This is a genomic window from Georgenia soli (genome assembly GCF_002563695.1).
Taxonomy (GTDB): domain Bacteria; phylum Actinomycetota; class Actinomycetes; order Actinomycetales; family Actinomycetaceae; genus Georgenia; species Georgenia soli.
On the sequence record NZ_PDJI01000004.1, the window covers coordinates 2,482,733 to 2,502,160 of the forward strand.

At 74.3% G+C, this 19,428-nt stretch carries 17 protein-coding genes; 8 read left to right on the forward strand and 9 right to left on the reverse strand.

Annotation, left to right across the window (positions count from 1 at the left end; all coding sequences use genetic code 11):
- The first annotated feature begins 253 nt into the window (after positions 1–253).
- The 3 genes from pdhA (at position 254) to ATJ97_RS12580 (ending at position 4,062) form a co-directional block, all read left to right on the forward strand.
- Positions 254–1,402: a pyruvate dehydrogenase (acetyl-transferring) E1 component subunit alpha gene (gene pdhA, locus ATJ97_RS12570; RefSeq protein WP_245862467.1), complete on the forward strand. Its 1,149-nt coding sequence runs from the start codon at positions 254–256 to the stop codon at positions 1,400–1,402.
- Positions 1,399–2,397, forward strand: a complete 999-nt coding sequence (locus ATJ97_RS12575) for an alpha-ketoacid dehydrogenase subunit beta (RefSeq protein ID WP_098484037.1) — start codon at positions 1,399–1,401, stop codon at positions 2,395–2,397. The genes pdhA and ATJ97_RS12575 overlap by 4 nt, the downstream gene beginning before the upstream one ends.
- Before the next feature lie 69 nt (positions 2,398–2,466).
- A complete protein-coding gene (locus ATJ97_RS12580) occupies positions 2,467–4,062 on the forward strand; it encodes a dihydrolipoamide acetyltransferase family protein (RefSeq protein WP_098484038.1) in 1,596 nt (531 codons plus the stop codon).
- A gap of 210 nt (positions 4,063–4,272) precedes the next feature.
- On the opposite strand, the gene ATJ97_RS12585 is transcribed toward ATJ97_RS12580, so the two are convergent.
- Genes ATJ97_RS12585 through ATJ97_RS12595 form a run of 3 tightly spaced genes read right to left on the reverse strand, consistent with a single transcriptional unit; the run spans position 4,273 to position 6,879 of the window.
- The gene (locus ATJ97_RS12585; protein ID WP_098484039.1) at positions 4,273–5,292 is read right to left on the reverse strand and encodes an NAD(P)/FAD-dependent oxidoreductase; all 1,020 of its coding nucleotides are present in this window, start codon (positions 5,290–5,292) and stop codon (positions 4,273–4,275) included.
- Complete coding sequence (locus ATJ97_RS12590) at positions 5,289–5,813, reverse strand: isoprenylcysteine carboxyl methyltransferase family protein (RefSeq protein ID WP_098484040.1); 525 nt, start codon at positions 5,811–5,813, stop codon at positions 5,289–5,291. The genes ATJ97_RS12585 and ATJ97_RS12590 overlap by 4 nt, the downstream gene beginning before the upstream one ends.
- A 1-nt stretch (position 5,814) precedes the next feature.
- A complete protein-coding gene (locus ATJ97_RS12595; RefSeq protein ID WP_098484041.1) occupies positions 5,815–6,879 on the reverse strand; it encodes a type III polyketide synthase in 1,065 nt (354 codons plus the stop codon).
- 154 nt (positions 6,880–7,033) lie between these two features.
- On the opposite strand from ATJ97_RS12595, the gene ATJ97_RS12600 reads away from it, so the two are divergent.
- Together ATJ97_RS12600 and ATJ97_RS12605 are read left to right on the forward strand one after the other, a co-directional pair.
- Positions 7,034–7,858: a UbiA family prenyltransferase gene (locus ATJ97_RS12600; RefSeq protein ID WP_245862470.1), complete on the forward strand. Its 825-nt coding sequence runs from the start codon at positions 7,034–7,036 to the stop codon at positions 7,856–7,858.
- A gap of 215 nt (positions 7,859–8,073) precedes the next feature.
- Complete coding sequence (locus ATJ97_RS12605; protein ID WP_143427015.1) at positions 8,074–9,252, forward strand: lanthionine synthetase C family protein; 1,179 nt, start codon at positions 8,074–8,076, stop codon at positions 9,250–9,252.
- 143 nt (positions 9,253–9,395) lie between these two features.
- On the opposite strand, the gene ATJ97_RS12610 is transcribed toward ATJ97_RS12605, so the two are convergent.
- Positions 9,396–10,373, reverse strand: coding sequence for a helix-turn-helix transcriptional regulator (locus tag ATJ97_RS12610; protein ID WP_170037436.1), 978 nt, complete (start codon positions 10,371–10,373; stop codon positions 9,396–9,398).
- A gap of 241 nt (positions 10,374–10,614) precedes the next feature.
- Here ATJ97_RS12610 and ATJ97_RS19850 point away from each other — a divergent pair, with 241 nt between their 5' ends.
- A complete protein-coding gene (locus ATJ97_RS19850) occupies positions 10,615–10,770 on the forward strand; it encodes a hypothetical protein (protein WP_170037438.1) in 156 nt (51 codons plus the stop codon).
- A gap of 60 nt (positions 10,771–10,830) precedes the next feature.
- On the opposite strand, the gene ATJ97_RS12615 is transcribed toward ATJ97_RS19850, so the two are convergent.
- A complete protein-coding gene (locus ATJ97_RS12615; protein ID WP_245862473.1) occupies positions 10,831–12,924 on the reverse strand; it encodes a S9 family peptidase in 2,094 nt (697 codons plus the stop codon).
- Between the two features lie 142 nt (positions 12,925–13,066).
- On the opposite strand from ATJ97_RS12615, the gene ATJ97_RS12620 reads away from it, so the two are divergent.
- Positions 13,067–13,930: an N-acetylmuramoyl-L-alanine amidase gene (locus tag ATJ97_RS12620; protein WP_211287225.1), complete on the forward strand. Its 864-nt coding sequence runs from the start codon at positions 13,067–13,069 to the stop codon at positions 13,928–13,930.
- Positions 13,931–13,955: 25 nt separating this feature from the next.
- Here ATJ97_RS12620 and ATJ97_RS12625 read toward each other — a convergent pair whose 3' ends face one another.
- Together ATJ97_RS12625 and ATJ97_RS12630 are read right to left on the reverse strand one after the other, a co-directional pair.
- Entirely contained in the window at positions 13,956–15,620 is a 1,665-nt protein-coding gene (locus ATJ97_RS12625; protein WP_098484047.1) for a variant leucine-rich repeat-containing protein, read from the reverse strand.
- 127 nt (positions 15,621–15,747) lie between these two features.
- Entirely contained in the window at positions 15,748–16,395 is a 648-nt protein-coding gene (locus tag ATJ97_RS12630) for a response regulator transcription factor (protein ID WP_211287227.1), read from the reverse strand.
- Positions 16,396–16,498: 103 nt separating this feature from the next.
- Here ATJ97_RS12630 and ATJ97_RS12635 point away from each other — a divergent pair, with 103 nt between their 5' ends.
- The gene (locus ATJ97_RS12635) at positions 16,499–17,176 is read left to right on the forward strand and encodes an LmeA family phospholipid-binding protein (RefSeq protein ID WP_098484049.1); all 678 of its coding nucleotides are present in this window, start codon (positions 16,499–16,501) and stop codon (positions 17,174–17,176) included.
- Here ATJ97_RS12635 and ATJ97_RS12640 read toward each other — a convergent pair.
- The gene (locus ATJ97_RS12640; protein ID WP_143427016.1) at positions 17,081–18,199 is read right to left on the reverse strand and encodes a hypothetical protein; all 1,119 of its coding nucleotides are present in this window, start codon (positions 18,197–18,199) and stop codon (positions 17,081–17,083) included. The two genes, ATJ97_RS12635 and ATJ97_RS12640, sit on opposite strands and share 96 nt — an antisense overlap.
- Positions 18,196–19,395 (reverse strand): sensor histidine kinase, encoded by a 1,200-nt coding sequence (locus ATJ97_RS12645; RefSeq protein WP_098484051.1) that lies wholly within the window; start codon positions 19,393–19,395, stop codon positions 18,196–18,198. The genes ATJ97_RS12640 and ATJ97_RS12645 overlap by 4 nt, the downstream gene beginning before the upstream one ends.
- Positions 19,396–19,428: the final 33 nt, after the last annotated feature.

A 19,428-nucleotide genomic window follows, 5' to 3' on the forward strand; every position in this document is an offset into this window, starting at 1 on the left:
GGGACAGCGGGAGACGCTGTGGAAACCTCCACCGGACGCAGCGGTGCCACCAGCCACGGCGGCCCATCTTTGGAGGAATCCACGAACCAGAGGTTACGGTGCCGTAGCCTACGCTGGCGTAGGTTACGGGCTGCCACCACCCACGGCGGTCCTGACGAACCCGCCGCGCTCGCACGCACCCAAGTGCCGAGCGCGGCGGGTGCACGTGAGGTACCGTGCGGCGCACGAGGCGCCGTTGCCGAGGAGGACACGCTTGACCGAGCCGCTCACCGTCCAGCCGGGGACTGCGTCAGATCCCACGACGATCGTCCAGCTCCTCGATGCCGAAGGGCACCGTCACCACCACCCCGAGTACGGCCCCTTCGCCGCCGATCTCGATGCCGACGCCCTGCGCGCGATGTATCGGGACATGGTTCTCACGCGCGCGTTCGACACCCAGGCCACCTCCCTGCAGCGGCAGGGTGAGCTCGGCCTGTGGGCGCCGTGCCTGGGTCAGGAGGGCGCCCAGATCGGGTCCGCCCACGCCCTGGCCCCGCGTGACTTCGTCTTCCCCTCCTACCGCGAGCACGGCGTCGCGCTCGTGCGGGGGGTCGACCTGCGCGACCTGCTCCCGCTCTTCCGCGGCACGCGCCACGGCGGCTGGGACCCGCGGGCGCACAACTTCCACCTGTACTCGATCGTCATCGGCTCCCACACGCTCCACGCCGTCGGGTACGCCATGGGGGTCCAGCGCGACGGCGACGTCGGGACCGGCGACCCGGAGCGCGACCGCGCCGTCGTCGCCTACTTCGGCGACGGCGCCACCTCCCAGGGCGACGTGAGCGAGGCCCTCGTCTTCGCGGCCTCCGCGAACGCGCCCGTCGTGTTCTTCGTCCAGAACAACCACTGGGCGATCTCGGTGCCCACCACCGTCCAGTCGCGCGTGCCGCTGGCCCAGCGCGGCCCCGGCTTCGGGGTGCCGTCGGTACGGGTGGACGGCAACGACCCGATCGCCTGCTACGCGGTGACGCGCGCGGCGCTCGAGCGGGCCCGCTCCGGCGCCGGCCCCTCCTTCGTCGAGGCCGTGACCTACAGGATGGGGGCGCACACCACCTCCGACGACCCGACGCGCTACCGCGACCGCGCCGAGGAGGACCTGTGGCGCGCCAAGGACCCGATCGCGCGCCTCAAGGCCCACCTGCTGGCCGAGTCGCTCGCCGACGAGGCGTTCCTCGCCGGCGTCGACGAGGAGGCCGACGAGCTCGCCGCCGCCGTCCGGGACCACTGCCGCACCCTCGAGGCCGGACCGCCCGAGCAGCTCTTCGACCACGTCTACACCGCGCCCCACCCGCTGGTGGCGGAGGAACGCGCGCAGATGACCGAGTTCGAGGCCGGCTTCGCCGACGAGGAGGGGGCCCGATGACCGCCACGGCTCTCGCCCGCGCCATCAACGCCGGGCTGCGCGCCGCCATGGAGCGCGACGACAAGGTCATCCTCATGGGCGAGGACATCGGACCGCTCGGTGGCGTGTTCCGCGTGACCGACGGCCTGCACAAGGACTTCGGGCCCGACCGCGTGGTCGACACCCCGCTGGCCGAGTCCGGCATCGTCGGCACGGCCATCGGCCTCGCCATGGCCGGGTACCGGCCCGTGTGCGAGATCCAGTTCGACGGCTTCATCTTCCCGGCCTTCGACCAGATCACCACCCAGCTCGCCAAGCTCACCTACCGCTCGCTCGGTGACCTGCAGATGCCGGTCGTCATCCGGGTGCCCTTCGGCGGCGGCATCGGCGCGATCGAGCACCACAGCGAGTCCCCGGAGGCGCTGTTCGCGCACACGCCCGGGCTGCGCATCGTCGCCCCGGCCACCGCCGCGGACGGCTTCACGATGATCCAGCAGGCCATCGCCTCGCCGGACCCCGTGCTGTTCCTCGAGCCGAAGTCCCGCTACTGGGACAAGGCCGACGTCGACCTCCAGGCGGAGGTGGACCTCTCCGAGACCGGCGTGACCACCGGCCTGCACGCGGCCCGCGTGGTGCGCCCCGGGTCGCACGCGACCGTCGTCGGGTACGGCCCTACCGTCAAGACGCTGCTCGCGGCCGCGGAGGTCGCCGCCGGGGAGGGGACGGAGCTGGAGGTCATCGACCTGCGGTCCGTCTCGCCGATCGACTTCGACGCGATCACCGCCTCGGTGCAGCGCACCGGCCGGCTCGTCGTCGCGCACGAGGCGCCGACGTTCTTCGGCCCGGGCGCCGAGATCGCGGCGCGCGTCACCGAGCGGTGCTTCTACCACCTCGAGGCCCCGGTGCTGCGGGTCGGCGGCTACCACACGCCGTACCCCACCGCGAAGCACGAGGAGTCCTACCTGCCCAACCTCGACAGGGTCCTCGACGCCGTCGACCGCGTCCTCGCCTACTGACGTCGCAGCCCACCCGAACCTGACAGCGGCCGCGCCGGCGGCCGGACCGTACCTGAAGGAGCCGTACCCGTGCCGAGCTACCAGCAGTTCCGACTCCCGGACGTCGGCGAGGGCCTGACCGAGGCCGACATCGTCACCTGGTCCGTGGCCGAGGGCGACACGGTGGCCGTCAACCAGCAGCTCTGCGAGATCGAGACGGCCAAGTCCGTCGTCGAGCTGCCGAGCCCCTACGCCGGCCAGGTCCACCAGCTGCTGGTGCCCGAGGGCACCACGGTGGAGGTCGGGGCCCCGATCGTCGTCATCGACGTCGACCCCGGCGGTCCCGCGCCCGACGGCGGAGCCGCCCCCGCGAGCGCCGAGCCGTCGGCCGCCGCAGGGTCGGACGACGGCGGTACCGGCGACGGCGGTGCGGGCGAGGGCGCGGACAGCTCCGGCAGCGTCCTGGTCGGCTATGGCACCCGGCCAGCGTCCGTCGGCCGTCGTCCGCGCAGGTCCGCCGTGAGCCACGACGGCGCACCCGCCGCCCCGGCGCGCGACAGCCGTCCGCAGGGTTCCGCACCCGCCGTGCCCGCGAGCGCGTCGTCCGACAAGGCGCCGGCGGTGACCTCTCCCCGCACCGTCCCCGCCGCGTCCACGCCCGGCACCGTCCCGGCCGCGTCCACGCCGCGCTCGCCGTCGCCGGCCGGCTCGGCCTCCGCGCCGCGCTCGCCGTCGCCGGCCGGCTCGGCCTCCGCGCCGAGCCCCGCCGGCCCGGGCGCCGTACGGGTCCTGGCGAAGCCCCCGGTCCGCAAGCTGGCGAAGGACCTCGGGGTCGACCTCACCACGGTCGGCGGCAGCGGGCCCGGCGGGATCATCACCCGCGAGGACGTGATGGCCCAGCAGGCCCGGACCGAGGCGCAGCCGCTGGCCACCTACCCCGGCGACGAGGAGCCCTGGCTCGAGGGCGGGACCGTCTCGGCCGACGGCCGCCAGACCCGGGTGCCGGCCCGCTCGGTACGGAAGCGGACCGCGGAGGCGATGGTCGCCTCGGCGTTCACCGCGCCGCACGTGACGGTCTTCCACACGGTCGACGTCACCCGCACGATGAAGCTCGTCGAGCGGCTCAAGCAGGGCAAGGAGTTCGCGGACGTCCACGTGACGCCGCTGCTCATCGTCATGAAGGCGTTCATCCACGCGGTGCGCCGCCACCCCGAGGTCAACGCCTCCTGGGACAACGCCACCAACGAGATCGTCTACAAGCACTACATGAACCTCGGCATCGCGGCCGCGACGCCCCGGGGGCTGGTGGTGCCGAACATCAAGAACGCCAACCGCATGAAGCTCCACGAGCTCGCGGTGGCGCTCGGCGAGCTGACCGCCAAGGCCCGGGCCGGCAAGACCTCGCCCCAGGACATGTCGGACGGGACGATCTCGATCACCAACGTCGGGGTCTTCGGGATCGACACCGGCACCCCGATCCTCAACCCGGGTGAGTCCGTGATCCTCGCGTTCGGGGCGATCCGCCGCCAGCCGTGGGTGCACAAGGGCCAGGTGAAGCCGCGCTGGGTCACCCAGCTGGCGCTGTCCATGGACCACCGGCTGGTCGACGGCGGCCTGGGCGCCAGGGTGCTCGCCGACGTCGCGAAGGTGCTGGAGGACCCGTCCCAGGCGCTCGTCTGGAGCTGAGCACCGCACCGGTACGCCGCGCCACACCCGCGCTCGCGCTCGCCGAGCCACACCCCGCGCCGCGCTGGCCGAGCCAACCCGCACGTCGAGAACGCCCTAAGTGCTCGTTCCCACGCGGAAACGAGCACTTAGGGCGTTGTCGGGCGCCGGGCGCCGGGCGCCTGGCTGCCGAGCGGCAGAGCCACGGCGGGGCAAGCGAGCGACGGCGCCTCAGCGGCCGATCTGCCGGACCGCCGCCGTGAAGACCGGCGGCAGCGCCCGGGCGGCCGGCACGAGCGCCCGGCGCAGGGGCGGGACCGACGCGGCCACCACCAGCACCTCGGTGAGCAGCCGGTAGCGCCGCACGATCCGGCGCCACCGCGCCTCGTAGTCCTCCGGCCGACCGGCGACGATCGCCGCGACAGCCGCCTCCGCCTGGGCCAGCGCCAGCGAGACGCCCTCGCCCGTCAGGGCGTCGACGTAGCCCCCGGCGTCCCCGACGAGCAGCACCCGCCCGGCCACCCGGCGACGGGACCGCTGCCGCAGCGGTCCCGCCCCGCGCACGGTCGTGGTGGCCTCCGCGCCGCCGAGCCGGTCGAGCAGCACCGGGAACGCGGCGAGCTGGTCCGCGTACGGGCGCCGGTCCGAGGTCAGCAGCGCCACCCCCACCTCGTCCGGCCCCACGGGCGTCACGTACGCCTCGGCGCGGTCGGCCCAGTGGACCTCCACCAGGTCCGTCCACGGCGCGACCCGGACGTGCCGGCGCAGCCCGAACCGGCGTGGGCCGCGCGCGGGGGCCGCCAGCCCCAGCCGGTGGCGCAGGGGGGAGAGCAGCCCGTCGGCCACCACCAGGTGCCCGGCCGGGGTGCCGTCGACCTCGACGCCGTCGCGATGCTGGACGATCTCGCCGACCCTGCCCCGCTCCACCGGCACCCCGGCGGCGTCGACGGCCTCGCGCAGCGCGGCGTGCAGCACGGTGCGGCGGACCCCGCGGCCCGGGCCGGCGGGGAAGCAGGCCTCGGCGGCTGCGCCGTCGGAGAGGTACCGGATCCCGTGGAGCGGCTGGCCGGCCGGGTCCACCCCCAGACCCGCCAGGCGGGCGACGGCGGCCGGCATGAGCCCCTCGCCGCAGGCCTTGTCGATCGGGGCGGGGCGCGGCTCCCGGACGACGACGGAGAGCCCCGCACGGGCGCCGTGCAGCGCGGTGGCCAGCCCGGCGGGACCGCCCCCGGCCACGATCAGGTCGATCACGGCGCGTAGGCCGCGGCGAGCGCGCGGTTCTCGGTGCGGATGCGCACCCTCAGCAGGACCGCGTTCGCCACCGTGAACACGGACGCGGTGATCCAGGCGCTGTGGACGAGGGGGAGCGCGAACCCCTCCACGACGACGGCCACGTAGTTCGGGTGCCGGAACCACCGGTACGGGCCGCCCTCCACCAGGGGCAGGCCCGGCACGACGATGACCCGGGTGTTCCAGCGTGGTCCCAGCGTCCGGATGCACCACCACCGCAGCGCCTGGGAGCCCACCGCGAGGGCGAGCATCAGCCAGCCGAGGGCCGGGACGAACACCCGCCCCAGGAGCCAGACCTCCGCGAGGGCGCCGACCAGCAGGCCGGTGTGCAGCACTACCATCACCGGGTAGTGGCCGGCGCCCGACTCCACCCCGCCGCGGGCGAAGCTCCAGGCCGCGTTGCGGCGCGCCACCACCAGCTCCGCCAGCCGCTCGAGCCCGACCGCCAGCACGAACGCCGTGAACAGCATCTCCGACGTCATCTCAGGCCCTCAGCAGCACGAGCTCGAGGCTGAAGCCAGGCCCCATCGCCATCATGACGCCGTACGAACCGGGCTCGGGCGGCCGCCGGTCGAGCGTGTCGCGCAGGATGTGCAGCACCGACGCCGAGGAGAGGTTCCCGACCGTGCGCAGCGACTCCGTGGTCAGGGCGAGGTCGTCCGCGTCGACGCCGAGCGCCTCGACCATCGAGTCGATCACCTTCGGCCCGCCCGGGTGGCACACCCACCACCCGACGTCCTCGATCCGCAGGTCGTGCTCGGCGAGGAACGCGGCGACGTCGCGGCCCACGTGGCTGCGCACGAGCTCGGGCACCTCCACGCCCAGCACGATGCGCAGGCCGGTGGAGCGCACGTCCCAGCCCATGGTCCCCTCGGTGCCGGGGTAGGTGCGGCTGCGGCTGGCGATCACCGCGGGAGTTCCGGCGGTGCCGGCCGCAGGGTGCTCCGGACCGACGGCGACGACGGCGGCCACGCCGTCGCCGAAGAGCCCCGAGGCCACCAGGTTCGCCGTCGAGACGTCGTCGCGCTGGACGGTCAGGGAGCACAGCTCCGCCGAGACGAGCACGGCGACGCCGTCGGGCCGCCCGGCGAGGAGGTCGTGCACGCGGGCGGTGCCGGCGGCGCCGGCCATGCAACCCAGCCCCATCAGCGGCACGCGCACCACGTCCTCACGCATGCCCAGCCGGGCGGCGATGCGTGACTCCACGGACGGCACCGCCAGCCCGGTGACGGTGGTCGAGACGAAGACGTCGACCTCCTGCGGCACGAGCCCCGCCCGCTCCAGCGCGCCGGCCACGGCGACGGTGCCGAGCTCGACCGCGGCGGAGAGGAACTCGTCGTTGGCGGCGCCGAAGTCGTCCAGGGTGCCGTAGCGGGAGAGCGGCAGGGCCAGGTGGCGGCTGTCGACGCCGGCGCTGCCGTGGACCTTGCGCAGCAGCACCTCGGTGCGCCGGTCGGCGCGCATCACCCTGGCGAGCACGTCGGTGATCTCGCGCTGGTCGTACCGGTGTTCGGGGAGGACGGCCTCCACCCCGACGAGGTGCGTCATTCGGTGAGCGTACGTTCTGCACGCGCCGAGGGCAGCCGATCGCAGTCCCGGCCGTGCTCCTGCCCGTGCCTTGAGGCGGTGTCTGCTGGTGCCTGCCACCTTGCCGCGGTGATCCGCCCCTCCATGCCGGCGTCTCCGCGCCTACGCTGCTCGCGTGCCGTCCCGTACGCGCGTGCCAGCCCTCGCCGGGGCGCTCGCGCGCGCGTGCCACCCGGCCCCCACGGTCGCCGTCACGGTGCTGGCCGGGCTCGCCGCCGTCGTCGCCGGGCACACGGCGGCCGGGGTCGCGCTGGTGACTCTCGCGGTGCTGGCCGGGCAGCTGACCATCGGCTGGTCCAACGACCTGCTCGACGCCGAGCGGGACCGCGCCGTCGGCCGGGGCGACAAGCCCGTCGCGACCGGCGAGCTGCCCGTGCCCGTGCTGCGCGGCGCCCTGGCCGGGGCGGTCGTGGTGTGCCTCGGCGCCTCGACGCTGCTCGGGATGGCCGCCGGGCTGACGCACGTCGTGCTGCTCGTCGGCTCCGGCCTGGCGTACAACCTGGTGCTCAAGCGCACGCTGCTGTCCTGGCTGCCCTACGTGGTCGCGTTCGGGTCGCTGCCGGCGGTGGTGTGGCTGGCGCTCGACCCGCCCCAGCTGCCGCCGGTGTGGACCATGGCGGTCGGGAGTCTCCTGGGGTTCGGCGCGCACCTGGTGAACGTCATCCCGGACCTCGCGGACGACGCCGCCACCGGCGTCCGCGGGCTCCCTCACCGTCTCGGTGCCCGGGCCACGGGCGTCCTGGCCGTCCTGGTGCTGACCACAGGGTCCGCCGTCGCGGTGCTCGGCCCGGACGGTCCCGCACCGGGATGGGCGTGGGCGCTCCTCGTGGGTGCGGGGGTGCTCGCGGTCGGGGCGCTGCTGCGGGGAGGGCGCGCCCCGTTCCGGTCCGCGCTCGTCATCGCGGTGGTCAACGTCGTGATGCTGCTGGTCAGGGCGTAGGTCCCCACGGGCGCCGGCGCCCGAAGCTGCGCGGTTGGCACGTTGTTGCCATGGCATCCACTGCCCTGCTCCGGAGGTCGTCCGTCGGGAACACCCCGGGCTACCGTCGGAGTGTGCCCGGGGTGGGTGCGTTGGGAACCGGGAAAAATCCGGGGGGTGTCATGTCCGAGGCTTCGATGCTGCTGCCGTTCGAACTGCGAACGGCTGCTCACGCGATGGCCGCCGTGCGTCCGGCACGGGAGGCGCTGGGGGGCGCCGTACCTGCCGGAGTGCTGGTGGACATGGCGGCCCGTGGGGCGGTCGACCTGTCAGCTCTCGAGTCCGCGGACTATTCCCGCCTCCTCGAAGAGGTGGGGCAGGCTATCCTCGCGACGGCGACGCCGGAGCGGACGGACCGTCTCTTCCCTGACAACGTAGCCCTCATGGCCGGCGGCGCTGGGGGTGCCGCCGGCCAGGTGAGCTTCGGGCACGGCGCGACCGGGGTCCTCTGGGCCCTCGCCGAAGCGGGCGTGGAGGTGCCGGACGAGCTCGTGGACTGGCTCGTACGCGCGGTCGAGAACTCGGACGGTCTTGGTCCAGGACTGTTCGACGGAGCCAGCGGCATCGCCCTGGCGCTCGACCGGCTCGGACGCGCGGAAGCGGCTGCTCGCCTGTGGGGGCAGGTCGAGCAGGTACCGCTGGTGGAGCTCGGCACCGGGCTGGCCGACGGCCTGCCCGGTGTCGGGCTCGCCCTCCTCGAGAGGGCGCCCGTGCGCGACGTCGACGCGCTCCTGGCGCGTGCGACGGCGATCGGCGCGGAGCTGCTCGACCGCCTCGCGGTGGAAGACCCGTGGCCGGGGGGACCGGGCCTTCTCCACGGCGGATCCGGTACCGCGCTGTTCCTCCTGCACCTGTACGGGCTGACGGAGGACGAGGAGCTGCTCGTCGGCGTGGAGCGGGCGTTGCAGCGTGATCTCGCCGGGCTCGGGCTCGGTCCCGACGGTCGGCGCTGGAACACGACCGAGAACTCGTCCGTGTGGACCGGGACGGACGGCATCGTCATGGTGCTGCACGAGGCGGTCAAGCACCTCGACGTGCCGTGGCTCCAGGAGACGCACCGGTCGGCCGCCGTGGCCACCGGTCGCCGCCTCGAGCACCTGCCCGCCCTCTTCCGTGCGCGGGCCGGCGCCCTGATGGCTTACCAGACGATGCACTCCGAGTCCTGGACGCCGTCCCACGAGCGGATCGCGCTCGTGCGGCTGCACCTCGGACGCCTCGACCTCTGCGGCGGTCGCCGTCACCTCCACCTCACCGGTGAAGAGGTCGACGAGCGCGAGACCGGCGCGGCCGGTCACCTTCTGGCGCTTGCCGGCCTGCTCGGCTCAGGGGACCGGCGGGTGCCGTTCTTCTGGTGAGTTCGGAGTTGTTGCGACTCGGGGTCGTCCGGCTGAGGCCGGCGGCCCCGATCTCGTTGTTGGGCCGGTCCTCCTCCAGGCAGGCGTGCGGGCAGCCGGACGCCTTACGCGGAACTAGCTGACTGGGCGCTCGGGCGCTCTGCTCAGAGCCAGCCGCGCTCGACGGCCCGGGCGCCGAGCTCGAACCGGCTCGTCGCGTCGACCCGGTTGCTCAGCACGTTGATCATGCGGCGGACCGTGCGGATCGAGATACCGAGGGAGCGCGCGATGGCCTCGTCCTTGAGTCCCCGGGAGAGCAGCTGCAGGAGCTCCCGCTCCTCCGGACGGAGCTCATTCTCGCTGGCCGGCGGCGACGGAAGGTCGTCCCCCGCCTCCCACAGCAGGTCGAACAGGGCCTGTAGCGCAGTGATCGCTCCAGGGGTGTTGAGCACGATGGCGCCGCGGGAGAAGTCATGCGGGTCCGACGTGACGACGGCCACCTTCTCGTCGTAGATCAGCACCCGTACCGGCAGAGCGATGGCGGTCCGGGCCTGTCCGCCATGCTCACGGAACCATCCTGCGTATTCCACCACGGCGTCGTCATGGCGTGCGGAGGCTGGGTAGAGCGTCCTGATTCTGACGCCACGGGCCAGTGCGGGCTCCTCATCTGCGCGAGCTTGGCCGAGGACGTGCGGAAGCGGGGCCTTAGTCACGATGGAGTCCACCGACGACTCGACGTTCTGTCCGAGTTCCAGGATCCGGGCGAAGATCTGGTCTGTTCCCACGAGCCGTTCGAACTCACCGTGACGAGCGTTCTGGATGGTGCGGTGATACTCGTCCACGAGAGCCGCAGCACCGGAGCGCATCGTACTGAGCTCTTCCTGTGCTCGATGGAGTTCCTTCTCGTGCTGCCCCACGAGGCGCTCAAAGGCGACCTGCGGGGACTCGATCCGGCGGTTTGTCGGGTCTGAGTGCGAGCGCCGGACGAAGCCCTTGTCCTCCAGAGACGCCAGGAGGGAGGTGACCTCGTCGTCATCGCGCTCAAGGTGGCGCGCTAGGTCTCCTTGGGAGATGTCCGGGTGCGCCAGGAGCAGGCGGTACGCCTCGATGGCGTCCGCGCTCAGTCCCAGCGGCTCGAACATGCGTCTCCTCGTCTCTCGGACCTGCACCGATGGTAATCGTCGGGCAGATGCGGGCCGAATCGCCACGGCGGGGATGAGTCGACCGGTCTCACGCCGTCCCTCGCAACTGATTTCCGGTCGCGCGGGACTTCCTGCCATGGCAGGAACTCCACCTTGTAATCCTGATAATTGCGGGCAGCGAGCGGCGATTATCGATGCAGATGGCCGAACGGGCATCGGAGTGACTGAGGAGGTCGTGACCATGGTTCGGAAGATTGTGGCGAGTGCGGTGCTCGCGGTGGGACTGACCGTGACGGCTGCCGCTGTGCCTGCGACCGCGGCGCCCGCCAAGGGTGGCGACGGTGGGGGAGTTTCCACGGCGTGCGCGTTCTGCTGGCCGGAGAAGCGGATCAACTGACTCCGCCAGAACACGGGCGGGAGTGCTGACCGCGCTCCCGCCCGTACTTGCATGCCAGCATCACCCGAGTAGTTCCGGCAGCTCGCGCGACTCCTCGCCCAGCACGTGCTCGGCCAGGAACGCCAGCACCACCTGGTACCAGATCTTCGCGTGCTGCGGCGTGAGCACCCAGTGGTTCTCGTCCGGGAAGTACAGGAACCGGTGCGCCGTCGACCCGTCCTCGGCCTGTGGCAGCCCTGAGGCCGAGAGCAGCTCGAACCACAGCCGCAGCCCTTCCCCGACCGGGACGCGGTAGTCCTTGTCGCCGTGGATCACCAGCATCGGCGTGCGGATGTCCGCCACGGACCGGTGCGGTGAGTTCACCTCCTGCATCTCCGGGCTCATCTCCCGGGACCAGTAGTACGAGACGTCCGTGGTGGGCCCGAAGCTGTCCAGAGCCCACAGGCTCGCGTGCGTGACGATCGCGCGGAAGCGGTCGGTGTGGCCGGCCACCCAGTTCGCCATGTACCCGCCGAACGATCCGCCCATCGCGGCGGTGCGGGACTCGTCCACCTCCGGCAGGGCGACGGCGGCGTCCGTGGCGGCCATCAGGTCGGTGAACGGCTCGAAGCCCCACCGGCCCCAGCCGCGCTGGATCATGTCCTGGCCGTAGCCGGTCGACAGGGCGGGGTCGGGCAGCAGGACCGCATAGCCCTCCGCCACCATCAGCCATGGGTTCCAGCGCCAGCTCCAGGCGTTCCACGAGCCGAGCGGCCCGCCGTGGATCCACAGCAGCAGCGGCGCCGGCGTCTCGGCCGACGCACCGTCCGGCAGGGCGAGCCACGAGCGCACGCGGACGCCGTCCGCCGTCGTGGTCTCCACCTCCCGCAGGGTGCCCGGCAGCTCGGGCCGGGCCACCGGGCCCCGCAGCACGGTCACCTCGGCCGTGCCCTCGGCGAGGGAGCTCAGGTCGATCCGGACCACCTCTGCGGGGTGCGCGTAGGAGGAGCGCAGGGCGTACGCGGCCGTGCCGTCCGGGGCGACGACCAGGTCGGAGAAGGCGCCGTCCTGCGTCAGGCGGGTGACAGCCCCGGTCGCGACGTCGACGTGGAAGACGGGTGCGCGGCCGTCGTCGTCGGCGGTCATCAGCAGGCCGCTGCCGTCGGGCAGCCACCGCACGGGCCCGGGCCAGCGGTCCCAGTCCTCGCCGAGGCGGCGGCTCTCGCCCGAGGCGAGGTCGAGCAGCCGCAGGGTCGGCACGGGAGCCCGCTCGGCGGTCGACCGCACCTCGTGCACGTAGACCAGCGACCGGCCGTCCGGCGAGATCCGCGGGGAGGAGTACTCGACGTCCTCGTCCGCGGCCAGCAGGGTGGTGCGCTCGCCCGTCCCGACGTCCACCCGCACGAGGTCCACCCGCTGCGAGCCGCGCCCCTCCGGCACCACCCACTCCGTGACGAGGAAGGAGCCGTCGGCGGCGACGTCGTGGCTGGTCTCGACCAGGTGCGTGCGGGCGTCGGGGGTGAGGTCGTGCAGCTCCAGCGGCTCGTCGGCGGCCGCGGCCACGTCCGTCGGCACGACAGCGCCGCCCTCGCCGAGCCGGAGGGTGTAGAGCTTCGGGGCTGCCGGTCCGAGATCGTGGTCCCAGTACCGCACGGGGTAGCCCGCGTGGAGGATCGCCGAGACCTTCTTGTCCTTGCGCTCCTTCCGCAGCCGCGACTCCTCCCCGAGGTCGTACGCCCGCGGCAGCGCGGACCCCTGGACGACGACGGTGGCGCCCGTCTCGGCGGGCCGCACGCCCTCCACCCCGCCCGGGTGACGGGCCAGCACGTGCGCCTCTCCGCCGCCGGCGGGCAGCGTCCACAGCGCGGGGACGTCGTCGTCCGCGTCGTTCCCGGCGTCCGGGCGGGCGGCGACGAAGAGGAGTTCACCGGCGGGGGTGAAGCGCGCCTGCGACTCGCCCTTCGCCCCGCGGGTCAGCCGCCGGGCGGGCCGCTCGCCGGCGGGGTCGACCTCCCACAGGGCGGTGACGTACCGGGTGTCGTCCTCGTCCAGCGTGCTGACGCCCGTGACCAGGCGGGTCCCGTCCGGGGAGAGGGTGAGCGATGCCAGCCGCGGGAGCGCGACGTAGGCGTCGAGGTCATGGAACGGCGTGCGGGTAGGTGTGGTCTCGGTCACCCCGACATCCCACCACGGACGGTCCCGGTCCGGTGGAAGCCCGGGCCGGGCCGCGCCGAGAATCCCCGGGTCCACGGGTGTCCCGCGCCGCGGAGCTGCCCTCGGCCCGCGCCCGGGAGGAGCGGGTGCCAGGATGGTCGGCGTGCCAGCTGCCAGCCGCCCGCGGTCCGCGCCGTGGGTGCTGCGCACCCTCGGCGTCCTCCTGCTCCTCGTCGTCATCGCCGCGGGACTTCTCGTCGGGTCCCGGCCGCTGCCCGGCGGCCCGTCGCCCTCCCCGACGGCGGAGCCGGCCCCGACCGGTCCGTCGCCGTCGCCCTCCCCGACGGCCAGCCCCACCCACGCACTGCCGCTGGCGGGTCTGCACGTGGTCCTCGACCCCGGCCACAACGGCGGGAACGCGGCGGCGCCGGCGGAGGTCAACGCCGCCGTCGGCGACGGGCGCGGCGGGACCAAGGCCTGCAACACGGTGGGCACGTCCACGCTCAGCGGGTACACGGAGCACGCGTTCACGTGGGACGTCGCCGTTCGCACGCAGGAGCTGCTCGAGGCGGACGGGGCGCAGGTCACGCTCACCCGGCAGGACGACGACAGTGTCGGGCCCTGCGTCGACGTGCGCGGCGGCACGGTCGGTGACGTGGACGCCGACGTCCTGGTCTCCATCCACGCCAACGGCTCGGAGAACCCGGACGCTCGGGGCTACTTCGCGATCGTGTCGGAGCCGCCCCTCAACGACGCGCAGGGCGAGCCGTCGCGCGAGCTGGCCGCGGGACTGCTCACCGCGCTCGAGGAGGCGGGGTTCACACCGTCGGGCTCCTACGCCGGGGCGCTGAGCGAGCGCGCGGACCTCGGCACGCTGAACTGGGCCGAGCGGCCGGCTGTGCTGCTGGAGCTCGCGGAGATGCGCAACGCCGAGGATGCCGCGCTCACCGAGAGCCCGGAGGGGCGGCAGCGCTACGCGGAGGCGGTAGCCGCCGGCCTGCGTGCGTGGGCGGCGGCCCGGGAGTAGGCCGGCGGGGACGGCGCGGGACCGGTCAGAACGTCTGGTAGCCCGCGCGGGCGACGGAGAACCCGCGGCCGGTCAGCGTGTTCCAGCACGTCATGCCGCTCTCCTCGCTCGTGCAGGCGAAGAAGCCCGACGTCGCGGACTGGCCGTAGTCCAGGACACCGTCGGCGCCGCCGACGGGCTGGGAGCAGTCGGGTCCGGCGCCGGCGTCCCGGCTCACCGCCATCGTCGTCGGCCCGGAGCAGTCCTCCGGCTGCGGGAAGTCGTGCTCGCCGATGGTGCACCGAGCCGAGTCGCCGAGCTCGCAGGCGATGTTCTGCGACGGCGAGGCGAAGCTGGACGTCTCCTGCGCCCCGGGCGGGGCGGCCCGGACGAGCTCGACCCAGCCGGTGCCCGCGTCGGTCACCGTGGTGCGCAGCGCCTCGGGGGCCGCGTCGTCGCCGGTGATGGCGGAGGCGACCGAGACCGCGTAGACGCTGTCGCACGACGCCTGCAGCTGCTGCAGGGTGGTGATGACGAGCTCGCCGGAAGCCGGATCGGCCCAGGCCCCGTCCGGGGCGGCCGTCTGCGCGAACTCGCCGAAGGTACCGGCGTCGGTGGCCGGGTCGGCGCAGGAGGTGGCCTCCGGCAGCCCGACGAGCGCGGCCCTGGCCGCCTCGCCGTTGTCCGCGGGACTGCTCTCGGCGGTCGCGGAGGCGCTGCTCTGCGCCTGTGCGGACGTGGCGCCCGGCCGTGGCGGCGCCTCGTCCTCCCCGCCGGAGAGCTGGAAGATCACGATCAGCACCAGGATCAGCGCGACCGCGGCGAGGATCGCGAGCGGCAGCCAGGACGGCCACTTCCGCCGCTCGCCGGGCGGCGCCGCCGCGACCGGGCGGCCGTGCGCGGGGGTGGTCGGGTGGTGGCCGCGGTCGCCGACCTTGCGGCGCGGTCCGTGCTGGTCGTGCGCGGTGGCCGGCTCGAGGACGTGCGCCGTGAAGTCGTCAGCAGGCTGCGACGCGGACTGCGCCGGGGTGCCCCGCGTCGGTGTCCAGGTGGGGACGACGGGAGGCATCGCGGTGGTCGGGGCGTCGGGCTGTGCGGCGGTCGGCGGTTCGACCCGCTGCGTCGGGGCGAACGACGGCGGCGACTCCGTGCGGGCGGCGAGCTCGTCGGGGTCGCTGTAGACGGCCGTGGCCTCGGCGTCGTGGGGCCGGTCCTCTTCGGGGACCCGCTCGACTGGAGCCTGGCGGCGCTCGGCCAGGGGAACCCGCGGCACGACGACAGTGGGCGAGGGGTCGATGTCCGGGCCCTCGCGGAGCGGCTCGTCGGTGGGCTGCGCCGCGCTCATCGGCTGGGTCGCGTCGGCAGGCTGCACCGCGGCCGTCGGCTGGGTGGCCCCGGCGGGCCGGACCGGGTCGACCCGCTCCATCGGCTGCGTCGCGGGGTCCGCCGTCGGCGTCCCGGCGGACGGTGGCGGCACCGGTGCGGCCATGCCTGCCGCACCGCCGGCCGCGCGAGCTGCCCGCCGGGCCAGGGCGGCGTCGACGTCGGGCATGCGCAGCCTGCCCAGCCACTCGAGCAGCGCCGGGTAGGTCGAGGGGTTCTCGGCGATGATGGCGCGCAGCTCCGGGTGGTGCTGCGCGAGCTGCTGGAGGGTGGTCAACGGCGTGCCGGGGTCGGCCGCCTGACGCTCCAGATCGTTCCCGCCGTCCATTCTCACCTCCGCGATCCGACCCGACATTACACAGGGCGCGCACGCCGGTGCCCAACGGGGTGGTGCGGGAGGCGCTGGCCAGCCTGGCGAGCGGGGTGGTGGGAGGCGCTGGCAGACGGGCGAGCGGCTACCGCAGGCGACGGCGTGGTGCCGGGAGGAACCCGTCCTCGACGGCGCGCCGGTACAGGTCCACCTTGGTGGGGGCGTCACGGCCGTCCCGCGCGTACTTGACGCGGATCGAGCGCAGATGCTCGATCACCGTGTGCTCGCTGATGCCCAGCGCGTGAGCCACCCGCACGGTCTTCTCGCCCGCCGCGTACAGCGACAGCACCTCCGCCTCGCGCGGCGAGAGGCCGGCGGAGTCGAGGTCGGGGTCGCCGTCGATGGCGGCGGCCCAGGTGGCCGAGGGCACGGTCTCGTCCTGGGTGGCGGCGAGCACGGCGTCCGCGATCGTCTCGACCGGCGCCGCCTTCTGGAGCACGCCGACGGCACCCGCCCCGGCGGCGAGCCGGATGGCGTGGGGGTCGTCGCCGGCGGTGAAGACGAGCACGCGCATGCCGGCGGCCCGCAGGGCGCGCACGTTCTCGCCGGGGTGGGAGCTGTCCCCGAGCCGCAGGTCGAGGATGGCGACGTCGATCTCCTTGCCGAGGGCGAGGAGTCCTCCCACCGTGTCAGCGGAGGCGACAACCTCGCACGCGGGCTCACGCCCCAGTGCCACCTCGATGCCGAGCACCACCGACTGGTGGTCGTCCACGATCCCCACACGCACCGTCACGTTTTCGGTCCCTCCTAGCCCCCAATCACTTGATGTTTCCAGAATCGGAGGATTACCGCAGTGAATCGGGCGCCGAAGTTCCCGAGAACCTACGGTGGTCGTCATGCGTCGTCTGATCGCCGTCCTCGTCGTGGCGGCCCTGCTCGTGGTGGCGGCCCTGGTCGTCGACCGGTTCCTGCACGCGAGCGCGGAGGAGAGGATCGCGGGCGAGCTCGGTGCGGCGGTGGACGTCACGGGGCAGCCGGACGTCACCGTCGAGGGCTTCCCGTTCCTCACCCAGCTCGCCGCCGGTGAGCTCGACAGCGTCCGCGCCCGCGCCGACGCGGTGACCACGGAGGGCGTCCGGCTCGTCGACGTCACCGCGCACGCTCGCGCGGTTACCGTGGAGACTCCCAGCACCGCCGGGCAGCTCGACCTGACCGGGACCCTGCCCGACGAGGCGCTGCAGCAGCTCGTCCGTGAGAAGGCGCCCGGCGTGACCGTCACCTCGGCCACGGACGGCGTCCACCTGACCACGACCGTCCTCGGGGTCGACCTCGCCCTCGTCGCCGAGCCGCGGGTCCAGGACGGCGGGATCGGCGTCCGGGTCGCACGCGTCGAGCTCGGCGGCGCGCAGGTCGACACCGAGGACCTCGCGCCCCTGGTGGGGGAGGACCTGCTCGACCTCGACCTGGAGGTGCCCGACCTACCGCTCGGGCTGACCCTCGTCGACGTCACGCCGCGCGACGGCGGGCTGCGGCTGTCGCTGACCGGTGAGGACGTGGTGCTCGCCGCCCCCTGAGCCGTTCCCGTCGGCGCGGTGCGCGGTGCCCGTGCTGTCGATCGTCGACCGTGAGGTGCCCTCCGTGGTCTCCACGACGACGGAGACCACGGCCGGCCGGCGGGGCGGAAGGATGCGGATGACCACCCGGCCCTCCCGGACCGCCTCCAGCATGCCGGGGAGCGGCGCGAGGACCGCCGCGGCGTCGGGCACGGCGGCGAGTCCGCCGTCGTCCATGATCTCCACGACGACGCCCCGCAGTCGGGCCGCCCGGACGGCGGCGACGACAGCAGGGACGTCCAGCGCGGCCCCCCGGATCCGGTCGCGCAGCTCGGCCTCGAGGGCCGCCAGCCGACGACGTTCCTCCGGTCCCGGGACGTGCCCGGCGGCCAGCCGTTCCAGGGCCGGCCGCACCATCCGCTCCAGCTCGGCGACGCGGCGGTTCCGCTCCGCGGCCTCGGCGAGCCGGGTTGCCTGGGCCGTCCACCGTGCCTCGGTGCGCGCGGCCACCGCGGCCGCCTGCCGGGTGGCCCGGTGCAGGACGGCACCACTCACCGTGCCGATGAGAAGCAGACTCAGGTGGGTGAGGAGCAGGTCGGGCAGGGCCTGCCAGTCCCGGTCGGTCGTGCCGACGCGGGCCAGGGTCGCGGCCAGCACACCCGCCATCCCGCACCACGCCGAGACGGGGTGCGCCCGGGTCGCGAGGAAGAACAGGACGAAGGAGCCGGCGCCGAGGTGCCAGGCGGCGTAGCCGGTGAGCCCCTCGGGCGGCAGCTCCCACGAGACGAGCACCGCCAGCACCCCGGGCACCACGGCGAGCGTCGCCGTCACCGGCCGGGTGAGGTGGCGGTCCGGCAGGAGGGCGGCGGTCGCGGCCGCGGCGGCGAACAGCACCAGGCCGACGACGTGCGGCCACAGCAGGTTGGTGCCCGCCCGGGTGGTGGCCACGAGGAAGACGTTGCACGCGACGTAGGCGAGCACCACGGTCCACCCGGACGGCCCCCTCAGCCGGAGCTCGGGCACGACGTCCGGCACGCGGCTCACGCCCGCCACCCCAGGACCACCTCGGTGCCGGCCCCCGGCGCGGAGCGAACCTCGGCGTACCCGCCCGGCAGCCGGGACATGCGCCCGAGGATGCTGCCCCGCACGCCGAGGCGGGCGGCGGGGACGGCGCCGGGGTCGAACCCGGCTCCGTCGTCGTGCACACGGATCTCCGCCCACCCGGGCCGCACGGATACGGTGACGGTCCGCCTCGCGCCGGCGCCGGCGTGCCGCACGCTGTTGCGCAACGCCTCCGCGGCCGCGGCGACCAGCTTCACGGCGACCGCCTCGGGCACCTCGGCCGGCCGCACGTCGGCCTGCAGCTCGGCGCCCGCACCGACGACGGCGGCACGCACGTGCAGGCGCAGCACCAGCTCCTCCGCGGTGATCTCCCCGGTCGCGGCCGCGGGCTGGCGCAGCTCGTCGAGGTCGTCGAGCGCCCGCCGCGCCTCCAGGGCGACGGCGTCGGGCGGCACCGTGCCGGCCGAGCCCGCGAGCAGGGCGGCCAGCACGCCGTCGTGGACGACGGCGGCGAGCCGCTCCCGCTCCGCCGCGCGGGAGGCCGTGCGCGCCTCCGCGGCGGCCTGCGCGGCGTCCGCGGCCGCGGCGGCGTCGACGACCCGCGCGGTGCGCAGCATGATCCAGACGACGGCCACCAGGATCAGCCCCGCCGTCGCCGCGTACACGCCGTCCTGGGCGGCGACGAGCTCGTGGTCGCGGCCGGTGTCCCACCACCGGGCCACCCCCAGGAGGGTGCACGTCAGCAGCAGGTAGCCCACCGCCACGGACGGCCGCCACGCGAGCGCGGCAGCCGTCAGGGCGGCCCCGACAAAGCCCGTGAGCCAGGTGGTCTGGTCCCCGGGGTCCACCGAGCCGACCGGCATCAGCACCGGCACCGACGCCGTCACCACGAGGAAGGCCAGGGCCCAGGCTCCGGCGACCCTCCGCACCGCCGCGGCGGGCACACGGGCGAGCGGGCCCAGCGCCGCCAGGACCACCAGGCCGCCGACGAGAACCACGGCGGAGACCACCCACCACGGGGCGATGTCGTCGCGGTGCGTGGCGGGCAGGTGCACGACGGTCATCGAGAACGCGAGCCCCCCGACGCCGATGAGCCCGCCGACGACGTGGACGAGGTGGTCATGGCCGTGGTTCGGCCCGCTCCGCCCTCGCCGGCGCGCCTGCTCGTACAGCTCCACGTCGATGCTGCCTCCCGTCGTGGCCGACGGTAC